A 15,709-nucleotide genomic window follows, 5' to 3' on the forward strand; every position below is an offset into this window, starting at 1 on the left:
AAATGAGTAGCTTTATTTATTTCGCTCAGTAAGATTGAATTTTACCCGATAGTAAAATTTAACTACTGGGCTTTTTCATGTTTAAAATACAGGACGTTGCTTATGAAAATGTTGAAATTATTAGCATTGGATCGCTTTACGATACTTTTAATCGCGATGGTGGTTTTAGCTTCTATTTTACCGATTTCAGGTCAGGCAGCGCTTATCTTTGGAAAAATCACCACAATTGCGATTGCAATTTTATTTTTCCTACATGGCGCAAAATTATCACGTGAAGCCGTGATTGAGGGGATTTTGCATTGGAAATTGCATGGATTGGTTTTTGCTTTTACCTTTTTAGTTTTTCCTTTATTGGGACTCATGGCAAAACCTGTGCTTGAACCTTTGTTGGGTCAACAGTTGTATTGGGGTTTTCTGTTTATGTGCTTTTTGCCATCGACAGTACAATCGTCAATTGCATTTACCTCTGTTGCAAAAGGGAACGTGGCAGCAGCTGTATGCAGTGCCTCATTTTCAAACCTAATCGGTATGTTTATTACTCCGATTTTGGTGAGCATATTTATATTCGGTCAATCTAAGCATAATTACGATCCAACTTCTTCTATTATCGAAATCACCTTGTTGTTGTTGGTTCCATTTGTTCTAGGGCAAGTATTACGCCCTTATGTATTTCCATTGATGCAGAAAATGCCAAAGATCGTCAAAGTTTTTGATCAAGGCTCGATTTTGATGGTGGTTTATGGTGCATTTAGTGGGGCAGTGGTGGCAGGTTTATGGCATCAGGTCAGCTTATCTACATTGATTTATCTCACCTTGGCATGTTCGATTCTACTCACGGTGATTATGCTATTGGCGTTGTATGTTCCAAAATGGCTTGGATTTAGCAAAGCAGATCAGATTTCAATCTTCTTCTGTGGATCGAAGAAAACCCTTGCCAGTGGTGTGCCTATGGCGCAGATTTTATTTATTGGGCAGCCTTTAGGTATGATTGTGTTACCGATTATGATTTTCCATCAAATCCAGTTAATGGTTTGTGGGGTGATTGCAAACTACTGGTCAAAGCAAAAGCATTCTGACGAATAAATTAGTATTGATTGTTAATCGATTGGCTCGCAATTTATAAATATTTCGAGTATAATCTTGCCCACTTGTTGTGCTTAGCTCTGACGCTTATAGTCTCGGTGGGCCAAAAGAAATGGTCTGTTGTGGTGTTAACCTGCTGGTTTTTAATTTAAATCTGCTTTCCTCAAAGTTTTATTAGATTTTGAGAGTGGTTAATTGCGATGACAGCTAAACCTTTCTTAACTTAGGAGAATCGACCATGCGTGCCGATATTCACCCAAAATACGAAAAATTAGTTGCTACTTGTTCATGTGGTAACGTTATCGAAACTCGTTCAGCTTTAGGTAAAGAAACACTTTATCTAGACGTATGTTCAGCTTGCCACCCATTCTATACTGGTAAACAGAAGAATGTTGATACTGGCGGCCGTATCGATAAATTCAAACAACGTTTTGCTGGTATGTCACGTTCTGTTAAGCGTTAATACGACAAAACATAAAAAACGGGCTTTAGCCCGTTTTTTATGTTGCTAATTTTTATCTCGTGTTGATCTATTTCAGGATCAGACAAGTGATAGATTTAAAAAAAAGGTTGAGCATTTAAAACACTCAACCTTTTTTAGTATTAGACTTTATTGATCTTGAACATCAGTCAAGTGATCCAGTTTCTTTTGGAAATATTCACCTTGCAAGAATCTGACATCTACATTCCACGCATTTGCAAAAGAGTTCATATCATTTAGATTTTTCAGTAGCAATTCAATTGGCTTGATTGCATGATATTTTTCAAGGGTATGCTGGAATTGCGTCATAGTCGCATCACTATTAAGCTGCTTTGTAAACTTCTCATCCAGCGTTACTAAGCTCACATCCAATTGTTTTAAGATTGCTTCACTTGAAATGCTCGAACCAAAACGTCGAATTGAGATTTCGGCACCATGATCACGTAAAACGCCAATTTGCTTTTGAGTTTCTAAGATATTTTTTGCAATATCTTCCTCATCAAATTGTAAAATCAGTGGATGAGATTGGCGGCTTCCAACAATGGTCAATAGTTTAGAAATAAGCTCAGGGAACTGTTTGTCATGGAACAGCACATGACGATTTAAATTGACGATTAATTTTGCTTCTGGATATTGAGTGATAAAGTTATGTAATTGCTTACATGCTTCAACTAAAATCCAGCGATCTAATTTAATTGAAAGCTCAATATCATCATCTAAATCAATTAAATTACTTACTTTTTTCCACTGATTTTCAAAAATAAAACCGCTACTGACTTCATAGGTATTTAAATTGCTATCTTGTTTGTCATAAAGCTGTTGGTATTTTAGCTGAATCTCACCTTTTTCAAGCGATTGGGCAATTTGACCAAGAATCGCGGAGGTTTTAAAGATATGTGGCGCTGGCGTTTCTTGAATTTGAACTGGTTTCTCTACAACTGTATTTTCAACTTGAGGTTTTGGGGCAAATTCAATGGAGTTACTTTGTATTTGCTGCGGTTCTGCTTGATCTAATTTGGGTTCAAGCAATGACAATTCAATTTTAGTGTCTTGTAAAGTCGCCGTTAATTGTTGCTCGGATACAGAGTCTTTTTTTGCCAGACGATGATTATAAGCTTGTTCTAAAACGTCGTTAAAACTTGCTTCTGTAAAGCTGTTTTGCTGTATGTTTGAATAGCCAATCTTGATATTCAGTGGGTAGGTATGACCATCAATTTCCAATAATTGTGGTTTTTCTAAAGCATGCAGCCCATGAACACGAGATTCTAAAATGGTGTCAGACTCAGCTTGTAAAATCACTGCATACAACAACATATCAATTTGATATACAGTGGTATTGGTTTGTTCTTGAATAAAGTTTTTAAAGCCTTCTAAGTATTGAACGGCTGTTTTCCAAGGAGAAGTTAAAATATTCTCAGGACAAGCGGCAAAGCTAAACAGTACCAATGCATTCGATTTGGCAGGTTGGTTAATTAAAGCATACTGAATTTTTTGCAGACTAGTTGCGACAGTACTGATGCTTTTCTTATTCGATTCGGATGATTGTGCTTGCGGTTTTTGACTTGCCGAATTGATCTCAATGGTGATTTGAATACAGTCTTCTTCATCTGAAGGCAGAAATTCAATTTTTAATGGATTTTCAGATTTAGCATTGCTATTCAGTGTATCAATTTCAAAACGTGCTAAATCAAAATTACCTTGAGAAATCTTTTTAAAACGTTGTTTAAAATCATTGATATTCTTTGGTTTTAAAATATCTAATACAGGTAATCCAATAATTTCTGCTTCATCTTTTAGACCAAACAATTTTAAATATTCAGCATTGGCTTGAGTATGGATACCTTCCTGAATTAAGGCAATCGCTTTATGTTGTTCTTCCACCAAGGCTTGAGCTTGATTTTTTGCACTTTCAAGATCGTTTAAAAGGTGCTTTTTCGCTTGTAAGGTACGGCTATAAGACAATGCACGGATTAGGCTAATATAAAAACGATCGGTATATTCTAAATTAACAACATCATAGATGCCTTTTTGAATATAGGATTGATATTGGTTGGTTTGATAATCTTCAGGTTTTAAGAACAAAACAGGCAGATCAATATCAGCAGAGGCTTGAATTAAGGTAATGGCTTGCTCAATTTTGATGTCATAAGCACGACCAAAAATAATCAAGTCCCATGAGGTATTGAGTTGTTTTTCAAAACTTTTTAAATCATCTAATAAAAGCGCTTGTACTTGATGATTCTTACTTTGAAAAAGATCAATAATTTGATTATAACGAATCTGGTTATCATCAATAATGAGTAATCTAGTTTCAGAGAGTTTTAATTTTTTCGATAATAATAAATTTCTCACTTTAAAGCTTCCCATACATCTTGATTATTCAAATTGGCAGATTGGTGTTGAATGAACTGATCAATGCGGTCATTTTCTTCATCATTGATCAGTTCAAATTCGTACTGAATAAAGCTCTGGGTAATTAACAATGTTTTTGTTAAATACACCTTAATTTCTTCAGTGTCTAAACGTAGATAAATTGCTTGCTGTTCTTTGAAGAACGGTAAATTTGGCAAAATAATAGAAACGTTGGATTCATTTAAGTTTTGCACTTGAACCATAAGACAAGGGTGGTAGTTAATCGTCGAACGATCAGCTGGAACTTTTACCGCACATGGGTAGATGTCTTGAGCTAAAACCTCTAAACCCACTTCATAGGTTTTTTTAACAGATTGTTTGATCCAACGAATGATCGCACCTTTCCATTTGTCATTGAGGCTTTCATTGACCAAGATAAACTCACCCGTGCGTAAATTTCGTGGGGTTTCATCTGACCAGCGAATACGATAACCATTTACACTGATATCCAGTACTTGGGTTTGATAGATCTGTTTTGCTTCACGGTCTAAAGTTTTGATTTGTCCTAAGTTCGATGCTGTGCTTGAACCTGTTGAAATCGATGAATGAATATTGGACTCAGACTGAAATGCATAATTATTATTTAAATTAAGTGTTTCATAAAAATTCTTAGCTTTGGATAAATAGAAGTGTGCGGTTTGTAAGCTAAAACAAATTTGAAGTTGTGCAGAGTATTCATAACGCTCATGTTGACGTTCAGTTGTGGTACCCAAGACATTTTGCACATGAAATTTTAACGCAGCAGATAAATAGATCTGTTCATTTTTAGACAGATATTCGTCTTTATGAATCGTTGAATTAATATGTTCGAGCAGATTCTGTGTAGAAATATACAAAGAAGTACGGAAATTCGCATGTTGTTTGCGATTATAAATTGGTGGAACATCTTTAGAGCCATCAATCACATAACGCGATAAGCTGGTTTCTCTTGGTAAAATTTGGATCAGTTTGACCCAATCAAAAGTACATTGATAAAGCGCTTGTGTTTCTGAAGGGCGAATCTGATGCGTATTAAAAATATCCAAAAGCAGCACTTGTGCATAGGCTTGCTGGATATTTTGAATGGTAAAATGTGTACCTTGTAATTGGTTGATATTAATATTAAATTCTTGGTTTTTAACCGCAAGCTCATAAAGATGATGTGTGGTGAGCCATTGATGGGTCAATGGACCACTGTAGAGCATTTGCTGTTGAACCAACAATAAACCAAGTTGTTCTAAAGCATAAAAGGTTGCAAGTGTACGCGCTGTTTGTAAATTTCGTTTTTGTTTAAAATTAAAAAATGAGAATTTATTTGAAACCAGTGTCTGATGACTTCTTCGCACAATATTGATATAGACGTTGGCAAAATAGGTACGAATTCTAGAGGATAAATCAATAATATGTTCAATACGCGCATTTTGAGAAAGACCTTGATTTAAGATGTTTTTTTCAAGGCTTGATAAAATGCTTTCGGTAATTGGGTGTAAAACTTGAATTAAATCAAAGCGTAGCATTTCGCTACAATCGAGTTCGCTGATTTCACAAATCGCTTTTAAGACCGACTCTGAGGTATCGCCAAGTTGCATAATAGACAATGTGGCCACCCATGCATTGACAGATGCCACCGAATTTTCTGCAAAACTTAGACTTTCTCGTTGTAGAACCGTGATATTTTGAAAAATTTCTGAAATTTCTTTATTTATCATGAGCATTTCAACTCTTAAAAGGTTGTGACTCCAAACAGCGGTGTTTTATTATTTTCTCCCGCGACTTCTCGAACCAATTTAGGAACTAGATAACCCGGTAAACTGGCCAATACATCCTTATAAATCTGATCAATTTTTTCCGCCCCTAAATCGAAATGATGCGCACCTTTTACTTTATCTAAAACATGAAGATAATACGGTAAAATTTGTGCTTCAAAAAGTCGTTGACTTAAATTAACAAGAGTTTGTGCAGAATCATTCACACCTTTAAGTAAAACGGCTTGATTCAACACAAGAATATTTTGTTTTGCTAAATGAGATAACTTTGCACAAGTCAAATTATCTAATTCTGCAGGATGGTTCGAGTGTACCACTAGAATTACACGTAGCCTACTGTTTTTCAATAAAGAAACCAGCTCTTCATCGATTCTTTCTGGAATTACAATTGGAACGCGTGAATGAATTCTCAAGATCTTAATCTGACTGAGAGATTCTAGACGTTCTATCCAAGTGGCTAATTTTCGGTTAGATAAAGTTAATGGATCGCCACCACTTAAAATCACTTCATTGATTTCAGGATGAGCTTCTAAATAGCCTTTAATGTTCAACCAATCTTCATTTTTAGGTAAATTTTCTTGGTATGGAAAATGACGACGGAAGCAATAACGGCAATGCACGGCACATGCACCAGTGAGGGTCAGTAAAAAACGTGATTTATATTTATGTAAGACCCCAGCAATTTGATTGGCTTGTTCTTCATCAAGTGGATCTGTGACAAAGCCTTCGTGTTCTTCCATTTCCAGATGATGTGGTAAAACTTGCAGTAAAAGCGGATCTAGGGGATTGCCAACTTCCATCTTTCTGACAAATGCACGGGGCACACGTAGTTTAAATTGTCCAGACGCAAGGATTGCACCAGACAATAACTGTGCTTTAGAAAGTTCGAGTATTTCTAACAGTTCTAATGGATCAGTAATTAAATCACTGAGTTGAGATTGCCAATTTTGCTCTTGATATAAGTAATTTAACATGCCACGTGCGATAAATAGTTGAAGATAGGGAAAAGCGGATGGTATTGCTTGTTCAGATTGAATCTGTCAGGCTCAATTTGAAATGTTTCATTGGAAAAATGCTTTCAGTAGAGCTGATTTGTATTGAACAGCGGTGAATCACCAATGAATCGAAGATTTTACCCTCAATCTGACCGAACATGGGTAATTTTTCATTGCTTCACGATGTATTGCTCATTTAGAATACGAAAAATGTAAAATACATTCTTTGCTGTTTGGAATGATCACTGTCACAAATCGGGTGATTTGCTGATAGCATCGCAGTAGAGATTTAAATTAGTAAGTTCGGAGTGTGCCTTTCATGGCCTATTATTCTACAAATGATTTCAAAGCTGGCCTAAAGGTTATGCTTGATGGTAACCCATGTTCAATCATGGAAAACGAATATGTAAAACCAGGTAAAGGTCAAGCGTTTAACCGTGTAAAACTACGTAACCTAAGATCTGGCAAAGTATTAGAAAAAACTTTTAAATCAGGTGAATCTTTAGAAGCAGCTGATATTGTAGAAGTAGAAATGGATTATCTCTACAACGATGGCGAATTGTGGAACTTCATGGATCCAGTATCTTTCGAACAAATTGCTGCTGATAAAGTTGCAATGGGCGATGCTGCAAAATGGTTAAAAGACGATTCAAACGAAAAATGCACAATTATGTTATTTAATGGTATTCCATTAAACGTTAGTGCACCAAACTTCGTTGTATTGAAAATCGTTGAAACTGATCCAGGTGTACGTGGTGATACTTCAGGTGGTGGTGGTAAACCAGCTAAACTTGAAACAGGTGCAGTTGTACGTGTTCCATTATTTGTACAGCAAGAAGAAAGCGTTCGTGTAGACACCCGTACTGGTGATTACTTAGAGCGTGCTTAATCATTTTATTGAAAAATGATGACGCTGAGGGATGATGAAAATCATCCCTTTTTTATTGCGCATAAATTGAGTTGGTATATGGCTTTTTAAAAGTACAAGCCTTTATAAAAATAGAGAGTATCGGCTAAATTTTCGACTAAAGTCGTAGATCGACAGCCTATAATTAATAGTAGAGTCAGAGAGTCAGATGAATACATTGATGATAAAAATAACAAAGTCGCGATTTAAGTCACTGTGATGTCATGCTAATAGTACATATTCAGACCAGTTTTAATGCCAAAGTCTTAGATGAAAACAAAAAAATGAGGAGTAGAGTCACCAAGGAATGAGTCACGGAAATGCATTACGCTTTATAAAAACAATGGAACTGCTTTTTGTAATCAAGATGTGAGGTTTTAATGGAAAATATTCAAACAAAATCATCACCCTTATCAAAATTGATCTGGGTGATTGTCGCCATAATTGGTGCAGTATCTTTTGGAATACTTGCGGTCAGCAAGGGTGAGCATGTCAATGCGGTTTGGCTAGTGCTTGCAGCGATATGTGTCTATAGCATCGCCTATCGTTTTTATAGTTTATTTATTGCGACCAAAGTTTTTGAACTGAATCCTCGACGATTAACACCAGCACATCGTTTAGCAGATGGCTTGGATTATGTCCCGACCAATAAATATGTACTTTTTGGTCACCATTTTGCTGCTATTGCAGGAGCGGGGCCATTGGTTGGGCCTATTCTTGCTGCCCAAATGGGTTATTTACCAGGAACAATTTGGCTTTTGGTCGGGGTTGTTCTTGCTGGTGCAGTTCAGGATTTCTTGGTTTTATTTATCTCTACACGACGAGATGGGCGCTCACTTGGTGAAATGGCAAAGCAAGAGCTGGGTTCATTTGCTGGTGTGGTGGTGATGCTTGGTGCATTAGGTGTGATGATTATCATCCTTGCCGTATTGGCACTGGTGGTAGTGAAAGCACTGGCACATAGTCCATGGGGTGTGTTTAGTATTGCAGCGACGATACCAATTGCCTTATTTATGGGCATCTATATGCGTTATATCCGTCCGGGCAAGATTGCAGAAGTTTCTATCATTGGTTTTGTGTTGATGATGGCTGCAATTGTTTATGGTGGAAATGTTGCTGCTGATCCTTATTGGGGACCATTTTTCACCTTAACTGGAACACAACTTACTTGGGCACTCATCATTTATGGATTCGTGGCTTCGGTTCTACCTGTTTGGTTGTTATTAGCACCGCGTGATTATTTATCAACATTCTTAAAAATTGGAGTAATTGCAGGTTTAGCAGTGGGTATTATTGTTGCAATGCCAATGTTAAAAATGCCAGCTGTTACGCATTTTGTTGATGGTACTGGTCCTGTATTTGCTGGATCTATGTTCCCATTTTTATTTATTACCATTGCTTGTGGTGCGATTTCTGGTTTCCATGCCTTAGTCTCGTCTGGAACTACACCTAAACTGATTGATAACGAAGTCAATATTCGTGTCATTGGTTATGGTGGTATGTTGATGGAGTCATTTGTTGCAATCATGGCAATGATTTGTGCAACAGTGCTTGAACCTGGTGTTTATTTTGCGATTAATGCGCCAGCGGCAGTATTGGGTACTACGGTAGAAAGCGCAGCAGAAGCAGTACGTACACTTGGTTTTGTGGTTACACCTGAAACTTTGAGCTTGCTGGCAAAAGAAGTGGGTGAAAGTACGATTCTTTCGCGTACTGGTGGTGCGCCAACATTTGCAATTGGTATGGCTCACATCATCACGGATATTTTTAATAATCGTTCAATGATGGCGTTCTGGTATCATTTTGCGATCTTATTTGAAGCGCTGTTTATCTTAACTGCTGTCGATGCAGGAACACGTGCATGCCGTTTTATGGTACAGGATACGGTGGGTATCGTTGTTCCAGCACTTAAAAACTCACACAACTTTGTGGGGAATATGATCGGTACAGCGGTTGCTGTCGCTGGATGGGGCTTCTTTGTTTATCAAGGTGTAGTCGACCCACTTGGTGGTATTAACAGCTTATGGCCTTTGTTTGGTATCGGTAACCAAATGCTTGCGGCAATGGCTTTGATCTTAGGTACAGTGATTTTATTTAAAATGAAGAAAGAGAAATATGTATGGGTTACCATTATCCCAACAATTTTCTTATTCATTACCTGTATGACTGCGGGTTGGCAAAAAATCTTCCATACCAATCCTAAGATCGGTTTCTTGGCTCAGGCAGATAAATTTTCAACAGCAATTGCCAATGGTGAAATTTTAAAACCAGCCAAAACACTTGAAGAAATGCAAACCATTGTATTGTCCAATCAAATCAATGCTGCACTGTGTGCATTCTTTATGATTGTTGCGATTGTGATGCTGTTTGCTGCTATTGGCGCAATTCGTCGTGCATTGGCAAGTCCTACACCAACAGTAAATGAAGCTCCAGCGGTGTATGCAGATCCTGAAGAAGTGTCTGTTTCTAAATCACACTAAGTTGATATTGCAGATAGAGTGAGAGGTGAGTGATGAAGCTTAAATTTGCTCAAGGTGGTAAAACGGTGATTTATAAAATCATCAAGATGACCATCATGTCGCAAAAGGAGCTAATTTTTAATCCTAAAAATTGGTCTAGAATTGCAACATTATGGACACGCTTACAACAAAGTTTCCGTTTGATGGTGGGTGTTCCAGATTATCAAAATTATCTGGAACATATGAAAAAGCATCATCCCGATATGGATGCAATGGATGAAAAGACTTTTCATCGCTATTGTGTAGATGCCCGCTATCCAACGGCTGGTGGAACAATGAAGAAGTGTCCATGTTGATGGAAGGTATAAGTTGATTTAAAGCTTAAATAGAAACGGCACTTGGGTGCCGTTTTTTATTGAAGATGAGCGAAGTGATTTATCGGTTTAACGCAATAACAGCACACTTCATGATGAGACTTGTCGTATAACTGACAGTTGGCAAAGTCTAACTCCGCTAGAATCATGTAATACATATAAATGAAAAGGAGACTGCTATGAAAATCTGTATTTATGGTGCTGGTAGTATTGGATGTTATATTGGCGGTCGATTAGCAGCGGTAGGTGCTGATGTGAGCTTTATTACACGTCCTCGTGTATATGAAGAATTGAGGACGTCTGGTTTAAAACTGACAGATTACACTGGTAAAACGATAAAAATCGCGGCAAATGATTTACAGCTTAGTGTTGATCCTCAAATAGTCACAGATGCTGACATTATTTTTGTATGTGTAAAATCTGCTGCGACTGAGCAAGTGGCCAAGGAACTTTATGACAACTTGGGCGCACACAGACCCTATATTGTGAGTTTTCAAAATGGGTTGAGTAATGTTCCAATTTTAAAGCGGATTTTAAAACATCATTCGATTTTAGAAGGCATGGTGCCTTTTAATGTTGCAGTTCAAGCAGTTGGGCATTTTCATCAAGGGACATCTGGTGCGTTGCATGTGAAAGCATATACACAGCAACAGGATTTAGCCGAGCTTTTTAAACAAGCTGAATTAGAGATTGTTTTTGATCAGGATATGCTTGCAGTGCAATGGGCAAAAATTTTGCTGAATTTAAATAATTCAATCAATGCTTTATCAAAGTTACCGTTAAAACAACAATTGTCTAATCATCAATATCGACAATGCCTTGCTATGGCGCAACAAGAAACGTTATATCTCTTAGATTTAGCACAAATTAAGCCAGCCAAACTCACAGCAATTTCGGCACATCTATTGCCCAAAATAATCAGTTTGCCAAATTTCATTTTTAAAATATTAAGCCGTAAAATGTTGGCAATCGATCCCTTGGCGCGTTCATCTATGCAAGATGATTTAATGGCAGGGCGAACAACAGAAGTGGACTGGATCAATGGGGAAGTTGTTCAGCTCGCCCAACAGCTAGGTAAACAAGCACCCATCAATAAAACCTTAATCGAATTGATTAAACAGGCTGAAATTTCAGGAAGTGAATTTTCAATTGGTGCGCACGATTTAAAAACAAAGTTAGAACATGCTGCAAAATTAAAAGTTTAAAATTTTGGTTGATGAAGGAAGCTATAAATTTTGAAGTGTATTCAGCAAATGAAAATAAGGATTTATCGCAGTCAAGATTGAGTATTCCTTAAAACCGTGTATGTTAAGGAAGTTACAATAATTTTATTGGGGAAATAAAAGGTGATTTGGGGAACAACACAAGTAAAAGCATCAGAACAACATAGCACTGTATCAAATTTAGACCTCACTCAGTTTTACCCAAAAATTGATGACTTTTTAAGTCAAATCAACCAAATTATTTTAGATAAAAGTCATCAGACTAAACTGGCACTCTGTAGCCTATTGGCTGGTGGACATTTACTTTTTGAAGACTTACCCGGACTTGGAAAAACCACCTTAGCCAGCAGCTTGTCACGTTTAGCAGGTCTCGATTTTCAACGGATTCAGTTTACCAATGATATGCTGGCAAGTGATGTGATTGGGATCAATATGTTTAATCAAAAAGAGCATCAATTTGAGTTTAAACATGGTCCAATCTTTACCCAAATTCTGCTTGCAGATGAAATTAACCGCTGTAGCCCTAAGACCCAAAGTGCTTTGCTTGAAGCAATGGAGGAGGGCAATGTCACTATAGATGGTACACGTTACCCTTTACCACAACCATTTTGGGTGATTGCAACGCAGAACCCACTTTTTCAAAGTGGAACCTATAGTTTACCAGAGTCACAACTTGATCGTTTCTTGATGCGACTGTCTTTAGGCTACCCATCACGCGCAGCAGAAAAACTATTATTGCAGCAAAGCTCGCGCCATGATTTGATTGAAAAGTTACAAGCGATTTTCCAACATCAGGAAATTTTGCAATTACAATGTGTTGTAAATCAAATTACATTGAACGATGTTGTTTTTGAATATATGCTTGATCTAGCAGAAGAAACACGTAAAGGTCGTCATGGCTTATCTCCACGTGGGTTATTGGCATTAAAAAAATCAGCACAAGCCTATGCCTTGATTGAAAAAAGACAATTTGTAATTGCAGATGATGTACAGGCTGTGTTTGTTGCTGTGGTGTCGCATCGTATAGGATTAGGTGAGTCTGAGACACGAGCACTTATGCAAAAAGTTCCTGTAAAGGGCTAATTGGAAACGCTTATGTTAGGTCAACGATTTGTTAAATGGCTGCATCTTCGGTTTCGCTATACAGGAATCCGTACACTGAAACAAAACCAAGTGTTGGTGTTTATGTACCAACAAGGTTTTCTGTATCTGGTCCTTATTCTGATTACTTTTATCGCTGGGATTAATTATGCCAACAATTTAATTCTTGGTTTTTGTTTTTTAATCAGTGCAATTTTATGTATTAGTTTCTATCTCAGTTTTAAACAATTACATGCGATTACATTAGATGTGGTTGTTGATGAGGTGGGTAAGGTTAATGAAGCTTTTAAGGTGAGAATTAACCTACAACAAGATCGTGCTACGCCTAAGTTTTTAAACTTTAAAATTGATGAACAATTACAATCTTTTCTATTTGAAGAAAAACAACAAAGTTTCGATTTGAATTTTATTCCACAACTACGGGGTGAATTTTCAGTTCCCCCAATTCAAATTTACTCCACATATCCGCTCGGTTTGGTGCGGGCATGGACATATATTTATTTAACGGAAAGTTACTGGATTGCCCCTGAAGCGAAGCCTTTAACCCATCAATCACAGAATTATTCCAATACAGGTGAGCCTGATTTAGATGAATTTAAAGAGTTAAGGACTTTTAAATCAGGTGATTCATTGCAAAGCATTTCTTGGAAACAGGCCGCGCGTGGACAAGGATTATTTGTAAAGCAATTCGATGATTTGGTTGATACCCATGCGATGCAAATTGAATATAGCAAAATGCCAAGCGCAGACCATGAAGAGAAGCTAAGTTTTATGATGGAGTTGGTCGATCGATGTCATCAGACGGAAACACCGTACAGCATTATTTTACCGCATGCACAAACTGAAAATGGGATTGGAGAACAGCACTATATTCATATCAAAACCTTATTGGCGCAAGCGTGAGGATGAACAATGAATAAATCGATACAAATTTCAATTTTAGTTGTGCTGAGTTTGATCTGGCTGGCACAGCTGGCTTATATGCCTGTTGCATTGTCTATTTTATTCCTCATGAATATCGTGGCTTTGGCGCTGTATTATGACAAAACCAATAAACATCAAGTCTATAATCTGCCTCGATTATTTGCACAAACCCCAAAATTAGTTTTTGCACTTTTAGCTTTGCTCATCATTTATTTTGATTCCCGCACATTTTTAGGCGTAGAAGCAGGTACAGCGGTTCTCTCCACATTTTTATTTGCGAAAGCACTAGAAACCAAATCAAAGCGTGACTTTATTATTCTGTTTAACTTTGCTTTGTTCGTCAGTGCCAGTTTGTTTTTACACAGCCAAGCCTTTTGGATGGCACTGTTAGTTTTGTGCTGTTTAATCAGCTGTTTGGTTGGACTGTATCGTGTACAAATCGCCAATTTTGAAATAGAGCAACCTGTTTTCCAGTCACTTAAAAGTGATTCATTGCATATTCTTAAATTTATTGCTTTGGCACTGCCATTCTTTGTTTTACTGTTTATGTTTTTCCCGCGTTTGCCACCACTTTGGCAAATCCCCATTCCCAATAATAAAGCGGTAACGGGATTAAGTGATCGCATGTCACCGGGTGATATTGCTGAGCTTTCACAGTCAAGTGCATTGGCATTTCGAGTTATTGGCAATATGCAGCAATTGCCAAATCGTAATGAGCTGTATTGGCGAGCGATGGTGCTTGATCGTTATGATGGTACAACGTGGACAAGTGAGTTTGCCAATAAACAGGTAAAAGCTTATTCCAAGATCGCAGGGCAGATTGATGGATTTCATTATCAATATCTTGCCAGTGATCCAAGTCAGCAATGGATTACCAGTTTGGAAAAGTCCATTCCAATCGAACAACGTTTTGAGTTACACCAAGATTGGTCGATTACACCTAAACGACTGGTACAGCGTACCCAGCCAATTGAATTACAGTGGGTGGGGAGTCAGATTAGAGATATTCAGGATGCACATTTTGAACAGATGATGCTGAAAAATAATCTCAGTTATCCGAAAAAGAGTGATCTACAAGCCCAGAAGTTTGCCTTAAATCTGTATCAGCAGAGCCAGTCTAATCCTGAAGCTTATATTCAGAATGTATTGAACTGGTACAAGAAAGAAAAGTTTGTTTATACACTTGCACCTGGAAGGTTGGGGAATCACCGCGTTGATGAGTTCTTGTTTCAATCTCGGCAGGGGTTTTGTGAACATTATGCCTCAAGCTTTGTCTTGCTTATGCGTTATGTTGGAATTCCAGCGCGTGTAGTCACAGGCTACCAAGGTGGTGAGCTGTCTCCTGATGGTCAAAGTTGGGAAGTACGCCAGTTAGATGCACATGCTTGGGCTGAGGTTTATCAACACGGGCAATGGCAACGCATTGATCCAACGGCCATCATTGCACCGATGCGTATTGATCGTGGTATGCAAAATGTGATGAATGACGATCGTTCGATTTTTGGTGATGCGGGTTATTCAAATTTGCGTTTTCAGCATTCATCGCTGCTTAGAACGCTGCGTGTTTGGAGTGACTATGCTAGTTTTCAATGGCAGAGTAAGGTTGTCGGTTACGATGCAGAGAAGCAAAGTGGCTGGATGAAGAAGCTTGGCTTAACATCGGCTTATAGTTATGGTTTGGTTTTAATTTTTGGAATTCTTGGATTACTGTTGATCTATTGGGGTGTGACGCAATTTTGGCGCGCTCGTCAAATGTCAGCGCTTGAGCGAATCATTGCTCAATTTAATCATCAATTATCTGAGGTTGATCAAAAAGCAGAGTCAGAAACCTTTCAACAATGGATGCAGCGTTTAGCCTTGCAGACTGAACAAAACCATCTGTTTGAACAAGTGAATCAGATTTTTCAAAAAATTGTCTATTTAGGTAATGAAAATCAACAGGATATTCAAAATATCAAGAAATTGCTTAAAGAGTGTGCGAATGCATTAAAAGTAAAGAAATAAG

The 15,709-nt window shown here is 37.6% G+C and carries 12 protein-coding genes; 9 read left to right on the forward strand and 3 right to left on the reverse strand.

Annotation, left to right across the window (positions count from 1 at the left end; translation table 11 throughout):
• The first annotated feature begins 102 nt into the window (after positions 1-102).
• The gene (locus tag AC07U8_RS08455; RefSeq protein WP_004820726.1) at positions 103-1,083 is read left to right on the forward strand and encodes a bile acid:sodium symporter family protein; all 981 of its coding nucleotides are present in this window, start codon (positions 103-105) and stop codon (positions 1,081-1,083) included.
• 238 nt (positions 1,084-1,321) lie between these two features.
• Positions 1,322-1,546 (forward strand): 50S ribosomal protein L31, encoded by a 225-nt coding sequence (rpmE, locus tag AC07U8_RS08460; protein ID WP_004721254.1) that lies wholly within the window; start codon positions 1,322-1,324, stop codon positions 1,544-1,546.
• A gap of 147 nt (positions 1,547-1,693) precedes the next feature.
• On the opposite strand, the gene AC07U8_RS08465 is transcribed toward rpmE, so the two are convergent.
• The 3 genes from AC07U8_RS08465 to epmB are packed head-to-tail and all read right to left on the reverse strand — an operon-like array spanning position 1,694 to position 6,695.
• Entirely contained in the window at positions 1,694-3,931 is a 2,238-nt protein-coding gene (locus AC07U8_RS08465) for an EAL domain-containing protein (protein WP_494737688.1), read from the reverse strand.
• Positions 3,913-5,664 (reverse strand): cyclic-di-GMP receptor FimW-related protein, encoded by a 1,752-nt coding sequence (locus AC07U8_RS08470; RefSeq protein ID WP_034612070.1) that lies wholly within the window; start codon positions 5,662-5,664, stop codon positions 3,913-3,915. Before AC07U8_RS08470 ends, AC07U8_RS08465 begins: the two co-directional genes overlap by 19 nt.
• Before the next feature lie 14 nt (positions 5,665-5,678).
• Complete coding sequence (gene epmB / locus AC07U8_RS08475; RefSeq protein WP_004721248.1) at positions 5,679-6,695, reverse strand: EF-P beta-lysylation protein EpmB; 1,017 nt, start codon at positions 6,693-6,695, stop codon at positions 5,679-5,681.
• A gap of 340 nt (positions 6,696-7,035) precedes the next feature.
• Here epmB and efp point away from each other — a divergent pair, with 340 nt between their 5' ends.
• From efp to AC07U8_RS08510, 7 genes are all read left to right on the forward strand, one after another.
• Positions 7,036-7,605, forward strand: a complete 570-nt coding sequence (gene efp, locus AC07U8_RS08480; RefSeq protein ID WP_004721246.1) for an elongation factor P — start codon at positions 7,036-7,038, stop codon at positions 7,603-7,605.
• A 398-nt stretch (positions 7,606-8,003) separates the two neighbouring features.
• Positions 8,004-10,103, forward strand: coding sequence for a carbon starvation CstA family protein (locus AC07U8_RS08485; RefSeq protein WP_004820734.1), 2,100 nt, complete (start codon positions 8,004-8,006; stop codon positions 10,101-10,103).
• A 32-nt stretch (positions 10,104-10,135) separates the two neighbouring features.
• Positions 10,136-10,438 (forward strand): YbdD/YjiX family protein, encoded by a 303-nt coding sequence (locus tag AC07U8_RS08490; RefSeq protein ID WP_004721243.1) that lies wholly within the window; start codon positions 10,136-10,138, stop codon positions 10,436-10,438.
• 197 nt (positions 10,439-10,635) lie between these two features.
• Positions 10,636-11,661 carry a 2-dehydropantoate 2-reductase gene (locus AC07U8_RS08495; protein WP_494737689.1) on the forward strand — a complete coding sequence of 342 codons (1,026 nt, stop codon included), beginning with the start codon at positions 10,636-10,638 and terminating at the stop codon, positions 11,659-11,661.
• A gap of 141 nt (positions 11,662-11,802) precedes the next feature.
• Positions 11,803-12,762: an AAA family ATPase gene (locus AC07U8_RS08500; RefSeq protein WP_244015720.1), complete on the forward strand. Its 960-nt coding sequence runs from the start codon at positions 11,803-11,805 to the stop codon at positions 12,760-12,762.
• A 12-nt stretch (positions 12,763-12,774) separates the two neighbouring features.
• The gene (locus AC07U8_RS08505) at positions 12,775-13,683 is read left to right on the forward strand and encodes a DUF58 domain-containing protein (protein WP_494737690.1); all 909 of its coding nucleotides are present in this window, start codon (positions 12,775-12,777) and stop codon (positions 13,681-13,683) included.
• Between the two features lie 9 nt (positions 13,684-13,692).
• Positions 13,693-15,708 (forward strand): transglutaminase TgpA family protein, encoded by a 2,016-nt coding sequence (locus AC07U8_RS08510; protein WP_494737691.1) that lies wholly within the window; start codon positions 13,693-13,695, stop codon positions 15,706-15,708.
• The last annotated feature ends 1 nt before the right edge of the window (position 15,709 follow it).

This window comes from Acinetobacter sp. GW821-FHT01E09 (genome assembly GCF_059422385.1).

Excerpts from the sequence above, each read along its gene's own strand:
- AC07U8_RS08490 (WP_004721243.1), top strand. The coding sequence starts at position 10,136 with ATGAAGCTTAAATTTGCTCAAGGTGGTAAAACGGTGATTTATAAAATC.
- AC07U8_RS08485 (WP_004820734.1), top strand. The coding sequence starts at position 8,004 with ATGGAAAATATTCAAACAAAATCATCACCCTTATCAAAATTGATCTGG.
- AC07U8_RS08455 (WP_004820726.1), top strand. The coding sequence starts at position 103 with ATGAAAATGTTGAAATTATTAGCATTGGATCGCTTTACGATACTTTTA.
- efp (WP_004721246.1), top strand. The coding sequence starts at position 7,036 with ATGGCCTATTATTCTACAAATGATTTCAAAGCTGGCCTAAAGGTTATG.
- rpmE (WP_004721254.1), top strand. The coding sequence starts at position 1,322 with ATGCGTGCCGATATTCACCCAAAATACGAAAAATTAGTTGCTACTTGT.
- epmB (WP_004721248.1), bottom strand. The coding sequence starts at position 6,695 with ATGTTAAATTACTTATATCAAGAGCAAAATTGGCAATCTCAACTCAGT.
- AC07U8_RS08505 (WP_494737690.1), top strand. The coding sequence starts at position 12,775 with ATGTTAGGTCAACGATTTGTTAAATGGCTGCATCTTCGGTTTCGCTAT.
- AC07U8_RS08510 (WP_494737691.1), top strand. The coding sequence starts at position 13,693 with ATGAATAAATCGATACAAATTTCAATTTTAGTTGTGCTGAGTTTGATC.
- AC07U8_RS08465 (WP_494737688.1), bottom strand. The coding sequence starts at position 3,931 with ATGGGAAGCTTTAAAGTGAGAAATTTATTATTATCGAAAAAATTAAAA.
- AC07U8_RS08495 (WP_494737689.1), top strand. The coding sequence starts at position 10,636 with ATGAAAATCTGTATTTATGGTGCTGGTAGTATTGGATGTTATATTGGC.
- AC07U8_RS08470 (WP_034612070.1), bottom strand. The coding sequence starts at position 5,664 with ATGATAAATAAAGAAATTTCAGAAATTTTTCAAAATATCACGGTTCTA.